The organism is Chryseobacterium tagetis (assembly GCF_016735585.2).
GTDB classification, from domain to species: Bacteria; Bacteroidota; Bacteroidia; order Flavobacteriales; family Weeksellaceae; genus Chryseobacterium; species Chryseobacterium tagetis.
Genome location: NZ_JAERSE020000004.1, coordinates 405,222 through 417,470, shown reverse-complemented (window position 1 = coordinate 417,470; position 12,249 = coordinate 405,222). Strand labels below are relative to the sequence as shown.

Genomic DNA, 12,249 nt, shown 5'->3' with positions numbered 1-12,249 from the left:
TGACTCCCTTTTCAGAAGGGAGTTTTTTATGTATTCGTATTTCTAATAATTTTTTCCATAATATATTCGGACAGTTCGGGAGGAATAGAATGTCCCATTCCGTCAATCAAAATAAATTCAGAATTTGGGATAGAATCTGCGATATCTTTTCCACAATCTGAGTGAAAAATCGGATCCTGATTTCCATGAATAACCAGAGTAGGAGCTTTAATTTTTTCTAACATTTCGATATCGTATTGAAAAGTTCCCATTGCTAAAAGTTGCCTGAAAATTCCATTTTTTGTTTCGGAACGTTTAAGTTCTTCCTCAATCATTTTGATTTCTGAATTTTTATCAAATTTAAATTTGTTACCGGAAATTTTTTCCGCAAAAAACAGTTTTTCATTAATAAAGCCTTCTCTGTTAATTTCAGGATTGATTGGTGGTTTCATCATCATTGTCATTATTTCAGAACTGGAAGGTGGTAATGTCGGATTTAGTGATGTTGACATAATGATATTTAATGATAAAACCCTTTCAGGAAAGTAAGAACCCAATAATTGCGAAATAATACCTCCCATTGATCGACCGACAAAATGAGCTTTTTCAATTTGTAAATAATCGAATAAAGCAATAACATCTTTTGCCATATCCATCAGAGAATATGGAATTTCTTCTGGTTTGATTGATGAAAAAAATTCCTGAATATTTTCATTAAAATTAATTTCTTTTTCAGGGGTGAAAACAGTAGAACCGGAATCTCTGTTATCAAAACGAATGACTTTAAAACCTTTTTCAACCAATAATTCACAAAATGTATTTTCCCAACGAATCATCTGGCTTCCCAATCCTGAGATAAGAACAATGGTTTCGTAATTATTTTCTCCAAATATTTCGTAGCATAAATCAACACCATTAATCTGAATATTTTTCATCATAATTAGTATAATTCTGTTTTTATTTCAGAAACCAGAATTTTCTCTGCTTTCAAAATTTCCTTACGAAAATTGATGAAACTATTTTCCAGAGGTTCAATATTGTAAATAAATTCAAAAGAAAAAGCTTCACTTCCAAGCTCTTTCCAATCTTTTTGTAATTGTGAATTTGCGAACTGACCGGCATTTAATTGAAATTTCATTTTATTGACCAAAGCTTCAAGATTTAAAGATCCATGAATTAATTGTTTTCCTGTCATATTATTTTTTACAGAAAGAACTCCAATCGTTATTGTATGGTTTTTTGCTTTTTCTCTAAGCTGTTGTTTTAGTGCATTTTTCATGTTTATTGAATATTTCCTCCCAAATCAAACAAAAGATCATTCATTGCACGAAGAGATTTGCTTTTTTTCGCGGGTAAAATGTCTTTCGTAATATTTTCTGCGGTGGTTTTTGCTTCTTCAAAAATCTTCTTTCCGGTTTCTGTAATCACGACATAACTTACCCTTGCATCTCTTTCGTTGGCTTCTCTGGAAACCAGTCCGATTTTTTCTAAAGGATTTAAAAGACGTGTAACTCCGGAAGCTGTTAATCCTATTTTTTCTGCTAAATCAATTCGGCGCATTTTACTTTCAGATGAATTGTAAAGAATATAAAGGATCACAAAATCATTAAAATTAAGTCCGTGAACACTCAGTGAATCAAATTTTCGAGAAATGACCGACTGTATTTTATTAAGGTTAATTAGAAATAATAAATCCGAATTTATCATTGAATAATATTTGAGTTGTTAAGTATTTTAATCGTACAAATATATAAATTTTAATTAATTATAATGTTGGGTTTTAAATTTTGAATAGAATTTTAGATTGCTAATAATGAAGAATTTTATTTTTTTGTAAAAATAATTGCAACGCAAAAAGATTGCGTAATTCTCTTTTTATTTTGCATCATCAAAACGAAACAAGATGAAAAACATCCGGATATTATGTAAATTTTGCGAAGTGGAATTAACAGAAGTTTTAAATGTTGTTCCCGAATCTCAATTGAAATGGCAATGGGGATATGATATTCTGGAAGAAAAAGAAGTGGTTGTTTATTTAAATCAGAAAAATGCTGTTTTAACCAATCTCGATGATGAAAAATTAATTGACCATTCAGATTCTAGAAGATTTTCAGGCTGTTGTGGAAGCTCAGGCTCAAACGGAATAAACAAACTTTGTAAAAACGGACATGAGGTAGCTACCGAAACTTCAGACTGTTGTACTTCTACATATTTACATTTTAGTTTAGACCATATAATAATCAAAGAAATATTTTAAAAATGTATTTCTGTAAAGATATCAGGCGGGTCTTGTTGGGTGTTTCAGTATATCACCATTGCAGAAGAATTTGTTGAGAGACATGATTTCATTCTGTTCAGCTTGACCTGAAGGTTTTAGGGGTTTTCCGAAAAAAATCTCATACGGCTCTATAGGTTGAAGGTTCAAATCCTTCTATCTCTTGAAAAGAGATATAGTTCAAATGGTAGAACAATAGATTTTATGCGTGGGTTCGACTCCCACTCTCGTTACGCACGGGATAGCTCAGTTGGGTAGAGCACTACACTGTCACTGTAGTTTGAAAGTAGACTTACAATCTATTTTTTTTAGAGAGTTTGAATGTTCTCATTAAAAATGTTCATGGAAAAGTCCGGGATTTTTTCAGTTGTTGAATCAACATTTTGAAAAAGCCTGTAAGAAAAGATATTTTCTGAAAATGAAATTCGAACGAAGAATTAATTATTCTCAATTAAATTTCTAAAAAGGACGATTTTCTGCGTGAGCGATGGTAACGGATATCCTTTTTTGCAGGCAAAAAGATAGAAGCGAACGTAGCGACCCAAGTTGCTGGTAAAGCCAAAGCGAGGGACACGCCCAAAATCTGAATAATTAGAAACTGTATTTGAAAATAAGATTCCGAACTCAATGAATTTTTCTGAATTACTTTCCTTCCGCCGTTTTTGGAAGAAGAGATTCCGGATTTTCTTTTTTTAATTGAAATTAATAACCATTTAAAATATTAAAACGATGATAAAGAATGTACAAATTAAAGCGTATGAAACAGGTTTGGTTTTCAAAAACGGAAACCTTATTGAGATTTTAAGAGAAGGTAATTTCTGGATGTTTGGAAACAAATCTGTAGAAATTTATGATATGAAATCTTTGTTTAAATCGAATACTGACCTTCATCTTTTATTGAAAAATGAAAGCCTGAAATCTCTATTGGAAGTAGTTGAAGTAAAAGACGGTGAAATCGTTCTGATGTATGAAAACGGAATTTTCAAAGAAGTTCTGACGGTAGGGCAATACGCTTTCTGGAAAGGAATTTTTAACAGAGAATTTCAAAAAATCGACTTGACAAAAGTGGAAATCACGGAAAAAATTTCCAAAACGATTCTTGAAAATATGAAGTTGAAAAATTTCGTAAGAAAGTTTGTTATCACCAATCAATATAAAGGTCTTTTGCTGATTGACGGGAAATTAGCAAAAATACTGGAAGCAGGAACCTACTACTTTTGGAATAACGAAATTTCCATCGATGTAAAATCTATCGATATGAGAATGCAGCAAATGGAAATTGCAGGTCAGGAATTGTTGACAAAAGATAAAGCGATGCTTCGTATCAATTTTTATGTGCGTTTTCAGGTGGAAAATATTGAAAAGGCATTAATGGAAAACAAAGAATATGATAAGCAGTTATATATTCTGATGCAGTTGGCTTTGCGTGAATTTGTTGGAGCTTTAACGTTGGATGAATTGCTCGTGAAAAAAGATTCTGTAGGAAAAGAAATCCTTGAAAATCTTGGAAACAAAGCAGAAGAACTAGGTTTGAAAGCTTCTGATGCAGGAATCAGAGACGTGATCTTGACAGGAGAAATGAAAGAAATCATGAATCAGGTTTTGATTGCGGAGAAAAAAGCTCAGGCAAACAGCATCATGAGACGTGAAGAAACCGCTTCCACAAGAAGTTTGCTGAATACAGCGAAATTAATGGAAGAAAATGAAGTACTCTGGAAGCTGAAAGAAATGGAATATATGGAAAAAATCGCCGACAAAATTGGAGATATCACCGTTTCCGGAAACAGTAATATCGTTTCTCAGCTGAAGGAAATTTTTACAAAGTAAATTAATAACCATTATTATAAAGATGGGTTTTGTGAAAGCAAAGCCTGTCTTATTTTTTGAGATAAAATAGACTTTATATTGATAATTATTTTATTACTTTTATCAGGAATGGAAGAAAGAATTGTATATACAGCAAGAGACCGAAAAACAATATTGAATGAAGATGAACTTTCTGGAAAAAGAATGTATCAGAAACATATCTATCAACATGATGAGCTTCAGAAAGTAGAAACGTATTTTAAAGGTGAACTTTTAAGCTTAGAAATATATGTCTCTGATGAAAATATTCCTGATGAGGACATTTTATTTCGTAATATTTTTATTTCGTCAGTTACTGTGATACGGGTTAAGAAATACGAAGATTACAGCATATTACACTTCCGGAAATATTCAAAATGCAACCTTCAAAATGAGGAAATTAGAGTAGAAGACTCAGAAAAAAGAAATATCGCATTATTTTATCCTGATAAAGAAGATTACTACCACAAAAAAGTGTGTATTCTGCTAAAGGAGAAAAATTGAGTTTCGAGTATTTTTCGACGGGGCAGCCTTTACTCAAAAAAACAGAGATTCTTAAAACAATTGAGGTCTTTTCAGAAATTCATGTACTGGAAATTTCAAAAACCTTCTATCTTTCTTTTTTCCCTTTTATCATTTAGGGTGAGGAATATCAATTGGAAAACAGCCGGTATTTTACAGATTCTGTTCTTAAAGGACAAACAGAAATTGATCTTCAACAGGCTTTTTTTGAACCCGAGTTTATTAAAAAAGTCTATGTAAAAGATATTCTTCAGGAAATTATTTATTTTGAAAAAAGAAAAATAATCAGAAGAAAATATTTCATTCGCGATCATAAAACAGTGAATGTGAAATCTCTGGAATATGAAGTTGAAATCTACCGTTTTTCTGAAGAAAAGAATGGATTTACAAAATGGAATGTGGAGTGCTATGATCGCAATATCCTTCAGAAAAGAAAAATAAAAGTATATGATGTGAAAGGGAAAAAAGTTTTTTCTCAATGGATCGATCCTATTACAGATAAACCGGAATCTGCAAAAAAATATGCTTATTACCATAGCTCAGAGTTTTCTGCTTGGGAAGGCTTTGAGTATGATGATAACGGGAATATTCTCCAGAAAGAGATTGAGGTCGAAGACGGATGGGATCGCTGGAGCTATACAATCGATGAAATTGCAGAGAAAGGATTTTTCGAAACCGATTATGGTAAATACTTTGCAGCAGGATTACCGGAAATCCCGGAAATTCAGAATCCGGTTACAGAGTATAGTGAGCTTTATAAAAATCATTTAGGAAAATATATTCCGGAAAAAGAAGCAAAATCTCTTTTTGAATATACACAGGAAATCTTTGAGAATCAAAAACTCAAAAAACGAATAATCTGTACAGCAGAATCTCTGAAAGGACGGGAAGAAAATACGTATATGAGCCGTGCAGAGGTTTTTCATGACAATATGAAAAATGTTTCGGAGCTTGATTCCTTTTTAAACGGAAACATCATTTATTATAATCACAGGATTGAAAATAATTACCATGTATATGATTTTTTGGTGATGGACTATGATTATTATAATAAGATTATTTTTACCGGAACAGCTGTTTTTGATAATTATTCGAGGATGGTAACCAAAGTAACCCGAGATTATTCCATTCAGAAAATAATCTCAGCTTTTAAAATGCATGAGTCGTATATAACGCCATTGTTCGGAACCTATTCTGTGAAAGTTAATTTTAATCAAAACGGGGAAGTTATCAATTATATAGACAACAGGATTGATGAAAGGCTGTATTCTAAAGAACAGTATGAAAATGATTATTTCTACAATATAAGTCCTGTAAATAATGATTATTATAAAAGTCTTAACAGTTTAGTTCCTGAAAAACCTGCTTTTCCATTTTTTGATTTCGAATCTCAGTTCATGAAATATAAAGGACATGATAACCGGGATTCTGAAATACATTTGCTATTGAGTAATTCAAATCTAAAAGTAGCATGGAGCGGAAGTTTTGCATGCTTGTATTTTGTAGATAATGAGGAGGAAATAGATAGGTTTTCCAAAGCATTGTCAAATGAGCTTGGGGCAGCTTATTTTTATCATATAAAAAAATCAGTCAACAAAATAGAGACTGATTATTTTAATGCTAGGGGAATTTACGCGCATTTAACCATAGATTTACTTTCGGATGAAATAAAATGTGAAATTCTCAATAATCATGAACATGAAAATAAACTGAGTTTCAGATTAATGAATGAATCGTATTATACCAATCGCTATTGCTTTTTTTATGACGAAACCTGGATTAGTGAAACGGTTATTTTTTCTGAAATGATTAAAGAACTTTTGTCTATGACTTAGTTTTTTCCAGCCATTCTTCATAAGAAAGAACACCCAACTCGGGTTTTCCACCGCCTTCCAGAATGGATATAAATTCCAATTGATTTCCGTCGGGATCATTAAAGTAAATCGCTAAAGCCGGCATCCAGGCAAAAACCATCGGTTGGTTACTTCCGTTTTTCAAAAAATTATAAGGTTTTAAATCTTTATTTTTTAAAAACTCAACGGAATATTTTAAAATATCTTTTGTATCAGCAGTGAAGGCAAAATGTCTCGTTTGCAAATTCTCTTTTTGTTCCCACAAACCCAACATTGATTCTTTATTTTTTCCAATCCATAAAAATGCAATGGGGCGGGTTTCATCTTTATGGGCAAATTCCAATCCCAAGACTTTAGTATAGAATTCTATGGCAGTATTCAGATCGCTTACCTGAACATGGGTTTCATATAATCCTTTGATCATAGTTTTAATTTTAATAAAACAAATCTAGACAACGGATTTTGAAAAACTTTTCTCTTTCAATTCCTTTATATAAAATGAATGATAGATAGATTTTATTTTGGTGAAGAGTTGTTGTTTGTTTAACGGTTCGTTTGTCGTTCAGAGCGAAACGAAGTATAGCGTGGAATCTAAATTATATTAATACTATGCTTAGATTCCTACGGAATGACAAACTTTGTGGAGATTGATACACTTTAAAAGATATTGTCTTGTTCTTATATAATCAAAAAATAAAAACTTTTTCACAAAAAAATAAATACGCAAAAAGATTGCGTAAGTCTATCCTTACTTTGCATCAGAAATCAGAGAAGGAATGATAATCCTCTAAAAATGTTTAACTAAAAACAGTACCCATGAAATTTAATTTTTTAAGAAAAGAAAATAAAGTAGTAATAAACTACGAAGGTGCAAAAGCGTATACAATGACACCTGCAGAAGAATTATATAGTGCTGTTGTTACAACAGGATTATCAAACACAACCTATGAAAAAGGAAATGACAGATTGGCGAGAATCCAGTCTCTGATTGAGAAAAACGATCCTGAGTTCGTGGCAAAACTGGCAGTGTATGCAAGAAAAGATATGTATTTGCGTTCAATTCCATTGGTTTTGACAACCGAATTGGCGAAACAGACTTCAGGTACAGACTTGGTAAGCAGAACTGTTGACGGAGTTGTTCAACGAGCAGACGAAATCACAGAATTACTGGCGTATTACCAATTGGCAAACGACAGAACCGATTTGAAAAAACTGAATAAGCTATCAAAACAAGTTCAAAAAGGATTGGTGAAATCATTCAACAAATTTGATGAATATCAATTCGCTAAATACAACAGAAAAGCAGAAGTAACTTTAAAAGATGCTTTGTTTCTGGTGCATCCAAAAGCAAAAGATGAAAATCAACAAGAAATTTTCAACAAAATTGTAAACGACTCGTTGGAAACTCCATATACTTGGGAAGTTGAGCTTTCTGTGTTGGGGCAGACAAAATTTGCCGATGATGCAGCACGGAAATTAGCGTTCAAAAATAAGTGGGAAGAATTGATTTTCAGTAATAAATTAGGGTATATGGCAACCTTACGGAACCTTAGAAATATTTTGGAAGCAGATGTTTCTCCGGAAGCCATGAACAAAATTTGCAGCTATTTGTCGGATGAAAAAGCGGTGAGAAACTCAAAGCAATTACCATTCAGATTTTTGGCAGCATATAGAGAATTGAAAACGATTGATTCAAAATATTTGTCATCAATCTTGGAAGCATTGGAAGATGCGGTAATGGTAAGTGCGAAAAATATCAAAGGTTTCGGCTTTGAAACTTCGGTAGTAATAGCAGCAGATGTCTCAGGTTCTATGCAAAAGCCGGTTTCTCCAAGATCCAAAGTGTTGTTGTATGATATTGGATTACTAATGTCAATGATGTTGCAGTCACAATGCAAAAATGTGGTTTCAGGAATGTTTGGTGACACTTGGAAGAGAGTTTCAATGCCTAAAAGCAGTATTTTAAGAAACGTGGATGCTTTCTATAAAAGAGAAGGTGAGGTAGGGTATTCTACAAACGGATATTTGGTGATTGATGATTTGATCAGAAGAAATGAAAATGTAGATAAAATAATGTTATTTACAGACACTCAGCTTTGGGATAGCAACAGAGGAAGAAATTCATTTGAAAATTCATGGAATAAGTATAAAAAACTCAATCCAAATGCAAAACTGTATATTTTTGATTTGGCTGGTTACGGAAAACAGCCTTTGGATATCAGAAAAAATGATATATACCTTATCGCAGGCTGGTCCGACAAAATTTTCGATGTACTGAATGCTTTGGAAGACAAAAAATCGGCGGTAGAAATGATAAAAAAAGTAGTGTTGTAAAAGGCACTCCTTTAAAATATAAGTTATAAATCATAAATGATAAGTGATCTTCTGATTGGATTATTACTTTAATTTAGGAGCTTAATCCCGCTTTTCACTGTATCTTTTTCGCCAACGCTTTTTTTAAGCCATTACAGAAAAAGGATGCCGTTGCAATCGGGGCTAGGAAAGTAATACTTCAAAAATGGAAAATAAATATAAAGAATTAGCAGATTTTGAGTTTAATGAAATAGATATAAACTTGAAGGAAACTGAATTTATAAAAGAATATTCTAATTTAAATTTTAATGGATTTTTCTTTGTTAAAACGGTCAAAACTGATAATTTAAGATTAAAAGAATATTTAAATTCAGTCAATAAGAACAGGAGCGGTTTTGAAAGGAAAGCACCTTTTGAAATTGCAACAGATGATGCGAAAGATTTCATTTTTAACTTTATAAAAAACAAATCTTTGAAAAAATTGCACCTAAGTTTTTATAAAGATGATGACTTTGTAAGTATTACTCAAGAATACAATTCGCTTGAAGATTTCAGAAAGGTGCCAATATTTGATATTAATATTAAGCAATTGAAAAAGCAATTATATGAGATTGCAAAAAGGGGAAGTTTGTATAAACACTGGAATTTATCTGATTCATTTACAAACAAAATAATTAGTGATTTTATTAACATTTTATTTGATAATAAAAAATGTATGATCTTTAAGCTTGCAGATTGGAGCGGGTTTGATGAAGGACTGTATGAGGGATTTATGTTGATTAATTTAAATACTACTCAAATCACTTTCTTCGCAAAAGATGAATATTTTGGTTAGTTACATTAAATTTTTAGCCGGAATTTCCAAGTCTTGAACTTTTGGTTCTTTTGCTTCAAGGCAAAACGAACGACTTAATTATAAAAATAATCATGGAAGATATTTTCAACAGGATCGAAAAAGATTTGAATGCAGGAAGAAAGAAAAAAGCCTGTGACAGATTGAGAAATTTAATCAATGAATTTCCTGATGATATTTCTTTAAGAGAAAAATTAGCACAAATTTATTATGATTCAGGATTTAAAGATGAAGCAGGAAAGTTTTGGATCTTGTCCGAAATTGAAAATTTTGAAATGAAAGAAGCGATTGAAATGTATAGAAATACATTCAGTAATTCTGGAAATGCTATCTTAAAAGATATTGTATTCCGTGGAGATAAAGATAAACTTTCCAATTATGCAAAAAATATTTTAAAAGAACTGGAATCTGATAGCTATAAAAAGACAAAACATATTCCAGATTTTAAAAGAAAAAGAAGAGAAAAAGGAACTTCGGAAGAATCTAAAGATAGCTTTTTGAATACAGTGAAATTTTACTTAGTGATTGGAGGGATGATTTTACTTCTTGTTTTAGGACTTGTAAAACTGTATGATATTATTGGTTCGATATTTTTTAAATAAATTTTAACTGCGTAAAAAGAATGCGCATTAGTGCAATAGTTTTGCTTTTAGAAATAAGAAAATAAAAATCAAGTGTCGTTTTAGAATCATACTTCGAGATTGAGTAAACATTTAGGTCGCAGGTTCGACTCCTGCCTTTTCTGTTGTAAACGAGATGTAGCTCAGACGGTAGAGCAAAATGCACGAAAGATTCTGTAATTATTACCTTGGTTTAAAAAAGAGTGCCGTTAGAGAAAACTTACTTCGGTTAATCTTATGATGTTGGTTCGACTCCAGAATAAATCTGAAAATGATTTATATATAGAGTTTTCTCGTCTGTTGCCTCTTTTTTATAAAATCTATGCAAGTAAGTGTCGTAGAGAAGGGATCCTTCGTAACTATAACGGTCCTAAAGTAGCGTAATTCGGGCGACCGAACTAGCGAGGTTGGGTTGAAAACCAACTGGGCAAAAGTTTTCGTAAGAAAACGTAAGTCTCTCGTAGATGTAGAATTGCCGGCTCACTGCCCAGAATGGGTAAGAGCGGTGCTCAGAAAAGAGCACTCCTTTTTCGCCTGTTGCCTTATTTGCTTTAAAATATAAACAAGTGCCGTAGAAAAGTGTTACTTCGCTCATTACGACGGGGTCACGGGTTCGAATCCCGTCTTTTCCACCATTTAAAACACAAAATTCAAATAGGAAAAGTAGCTCAGTTGGTTAGAGCACGACATTGCGCTTTTTGATTGTTGCCTTGTTTAAAAATAATAAAAGTGTCGTAGAAAAAAGTTACTTCGTTACCATTGGAAGGGGAGGAATAATGCAGTCAGTAATTCTGACAAGATTATCCGGTTCGACTCCGGCATAACGCTGCCCCGTACTTTTTTCGGTAATTGCCTTTTATTTTCTCTCTAAATTTTCTATCCTTTCCAAAATACTGGCAAGGATATTTTTTTGTTCGAAGGAAAAGTATCCAATGATTTTGTAATAAGACTCTTTACTTTTTGTATCGGTATTGGTAACCATTTTCAGATTCTCATTTTTTAAAGTATAAAGAGTCTGAGCTATTTCGTTTTGAGGATTGGCGAGTTTTAAAAAAAGGATATCTCCGGTTTGATAATGTGAAAAAGTTGGACTGCTTAGAGTAAATTCATAGACAGAATCTGAATTTGCTAAAATTTTTTGCATGATTTTTTCTTCTGCAGAAATCTCCTGCTTTTGAACAGAAGTTTCCGAAGAGGTATGCGTTTCATTTACAAACATCAAGCGGTCTATATTGGATGGACTTGCTAAATGATTTACCTGAAGGGTTTTGGTGAGAAAGTCATCAAGATCCAGGCTAAAATAATGAGCAACTTTCAAAACAGTTTCTATCTTAGGCTCAGCACGACCTTCCTCATAAGCACTGATGACTCCTCGATTTAATTCGAAGAGATCTGCAAATGCTTTCTGACTCAAGCCTTTAACCTGTCTTATTTTTTTGATATTTACGCCGAAAAAACTCATAGCTATCTAATCCTTTTTGCAAAGATAAGAGAAAATGTTAAAAATAATTGCTAAAAATATTTGCAATCATGAAATTTAATTCTATATTTGTATCATACAATAGTGAATAAAGGATCAAATATGAAGAATAAAAATTTTGAAAAAGTTAAGGAATGGCTGTTGGATTATGAGTTCAATGTGACTTTTGAAGATGAGAGCCAGTCAATTTTGATTATAGAAAAAGAATCGAATGGAATTAAAAATATGATTTTGATTATTTCAGATTCTATACTGATTATGGAGCAGTTTCTTTTTGAGATTAAAAACCCGACAGAATCGATCTACAGAACTTTGTTGCAGAAGAACAGGGATATTGTGCATGGAGCTTTTGTACTTGACGGTTCTGGGAAAAGAGTAATCTTCAGAGATACGCTTCCCACAGATAATATGGCACAGAATGAAGTGATGGCTTCCATCAATTCGCTGGGAATTCTTGTAGGAGAATTCAATACGGAAATGATTAATATGAGTAAATAAAATAAAAAATA

At 32.2% G+C, this 12,249-nt stretch carries 13 protein-coding genes and 1 tRNA gene; 9 read left to right on the top strand and 5 right to left on the bottom strand.

All coding sequences use genetic code 11. From position 1 onward, the window contains the following. Window positions 1-26 precede the first annotated feature (26 nt). From JI747_RS15830 to JI747_RS15820, 3 genes are read right to left on the bottom strand one after another with little or no spacing between them, the layout of a single operon-like run. Window positions 27-917: an alpha/beta fold hydrolase gene (locus JI747_RS15830; protein ID WP_225689855.1), complete on the bottom strand. Its 891-nt coding sequence runs from the start codon at window positions 915-917 to the stop codon at window positions 27-29. 2 nt (window positions 918-919) lie between these two features. Beyond that, a complete protein-coding gene (locus tag JI747_RS15825) occupies window positions 920-1,258 on the bottom strand; it encodes a GIY-YIG nuclease family protein (protein WP_225689854.1) in 339 nt (112 codons plus the stop codon). Window positions 1,259-1,260: 2 nt separating this feature from the next. After that, the gene (locus tag JI747_RS15820) at window positions 1,261-1,686 is read right to left on the bottom strand and encodes a MarR family winged helix-turn-helix transcriptional regulator (protein ID WP_225689853.1); all 426 of its coding nucleotides are present in this window, start codon (window positions 1,684-1,686) and stop codon (window positions 1,261-1,263) included. 232 nt (window positions 1,687-1,918) lie between these two features. Between JI747_RS15820 and JI747_RS15815 the strand changes: the two genes are divergently transcribed. From JI747_RS15815 to JI747_RS15795, 5 genes are all read left to right on the top strand, one after another. Beyond that, window positions 1,919-2,236, top strand: a complete 318-nt coding sequence (locus tag JI747_RS15815; RefSeq protein ID WP_225689852.1) for a hypothetical protein — start codon at window positions 1,919-1,921, stop codon at window positions 2,234-2,236. Between the two features lie 185 nt (window positions 2,237-2,421). Beyond that, window positions 2,422-2,487: transfer RNA gene (locus JI747_RS15810), tRNA-OTHER, on the top strand. A gap of 496 nt (window positions 2,488-2,983) precedes the next feature. Further along, window positions 2,984-4,081, top strand: coding sequence for a slipin family protein (locus JI747_RS15805; protein ID WP_225689851.1), 1,098 nt, complete (start codon window positions 2,984-2,986; stop codon window positions 4,079-4,081). Window positions 4,082-4,159: 78 nt separating this feature from the next. Next, window positions 4,160-4,603 carry a hypothetical protein gene (locus JI747_RS15800; protein WP_225689850.1) on the top strand — a complete coding sequence of 148 codons (444 nt, stop codon included), beginning with the start codon at window positions 4,160-4,162 and terminating at the stop codon, window positions 4,601-4,603. A gap of 152 nt (window positions 4,604-4,755) precedes the next feature. After that, on the top strand, window positions 4,756-6,456 hold the full coding sequence (locus tag JI747_RS15795; protein ID WP_225689849.1) for a hypothetical protein: 1,701 nt from the start codon (window positions 4,756-4,758) through the stop codon (window positions 6,454-6,456). On the opposite strand, the gene JI747_RS15790 is transcribed toward JI747_RS15795, so the two are convergent. Further along, window positions 6,446-6,898 carry a VOC family protein gene (locus JI747_RS15790; protein WP_225689848.1) on the bottom strand — a complete coding sequence of 151 codons (453 nt, stop codon included), beginning with the start codon at window positions 6,896-6,898 and terminating at the stop codon, window positions 6,446-6,448. The two genes, JI747_RS15795 and JI747_RS15790, sit on opposite strands and share 11 nt — an antisense overlap. A 392-nt stretch (window positions 6,899-7,290) precedes the next feature. On the opposite strand from JI747_RS15790, the gene JI747_RS15785 reads away from it, so the two are divergent. From JI747_RS15785 to JI747_RS15775, 3 genes are all read left to right on the top strand, one after another. Continuing rightward, window positions 7,291-8,808 (top strand): TROVE domain-containing protein, encoded by a 1,518-nt coding sequence (locus JI747_RS15785; RefSeq protein ID WP_225689847.1) that lies wholly within the window; start codon window positions 7,291-7,293, stop codon window positions 8,806-8,808. 184 nt (window positions 8,809-8,992) lie between these two features. After that, window positions 8,993-9,622, top strand: a complete 630-nt coding sequence (locus JI747_RS15780; RefSeq protein WP_225689846.1) for a hypothetical protein — start codon at window positions 8,993-8,995, stop codon at window positions 9,620-9,622. A 92-nt stretch (window positions 9,623-9,714) separates the two neighbouring features. Continuing rightward, window positions 9,715-10,242: a DUF6584 family protein gene (locus JI747_RS15775; RefSeq protein ID WP_225689845.1), complete on the top strand. Its 528-nt coding sequence runs from the start codon at window positions 9,715-9,717 to the stop codon at window positions 10,240-10,242. 874 nt (window positions 10,243-11,116) lie between these two features. Here the strand turns inward: JI747_RS15775 and JI747_RS15770 are convergent. Continuing rightward, on the bottom strand, window positions 11,117-11,722 hold the full coding sequence (locus tag JI747_RS15770; RefSeq protein WP_225689844.1) for a helix-turn-helix domain-containing protein: 606 nt from the start codon (window positions 11,720-11,722) through the stop codon (window positions 11,117-11,119). 120 nt (window positions 11,723-11,842) lie between these two features. Between JI747_RS15770 and JI747_RS15765 the strand changes: the two genes are divergently transcribed. Further along, entirely contained in the window at window positions 11,843-12,238 is a 396-nt protein-coding gene (locus JI747_RS15765; RefSeq protein WP_225689843.1) for a YbjN domain-containing protein, read from the top strand. Window positions 12,239-12,249: the final 11 nt, after the last annotated feature.

Bases quoted from the DNA above. Each gene is read 5' to 3' on its own strand.
- JI747_RS15805 (WP_225689851.1), top strand. From the start codon at position 2,984: ATGATAAAGAATGTACAAATTAAAGCGTATGAAACAGGTTTGGTTTTC.
- JI747_RS15770 (WP_225689844.1), bottom strand. From the start codon at position 11,722: ATGAGTTTTTTCGGCGTAAATATCAAAAAAATAAGACAGGTTAAAGGC.
- JI747_RS15785 (WP_225689847.1), top strand. From the start codon at position 7,291: ATGAAATTTAATTTTTTAAGAAAAGAAAATAAAGTAGTAATAAACTAC.
- JI747_RS15780 (WP_225689846.1), top strand. From the start codon at position 8,993: ATGGAAAATAAATATAAAGAATTAGCAGATTTTGAGTTTAATGAAATA.
- JI747_RS15820 (WP_225689853.1), bottom strand. From the start codon at position 1,686: ATGATAAATTCGGATTTATTATTTCTAATTAACCTTAATAAAATACAG.
- JI747_RS15825 (WP_225689854.1), bottom strand. From the start codon at position 1,258: ATGAAAAATGCACTAAAACAACAGCTTAGAGAAAAAGCAAAAAACCAT.
- JI747_RS15790 (WP_225689848.1), bottom strand. From the start codon at position 6,898: ATGATCAAAGGATTATATGAAACCCATGTTCAGGTAAGCGATCTGAAT.
- JI747_RS15765 (WP_225689843.1), top strand. From the start codon at position 11,843: ATGAAGAATAAAAATTTTGAAAAAGTTAAGGAATGGCTGTTGGATTAT.
- JI747_RS15775 (WP_225689845.1), top strand. From the start codon at position 9,715: ATGGAAGATATTTTCAACAGGATCGAAAAAGATTTGAATGCAGGAAGA.
- JI747_RS15830 (WP_225689855.1), bottom strand. From the start codon at position 917: ATGATGAAAAATATTCAGATTAATGGTGTTGATTTATGCTACGAAATA.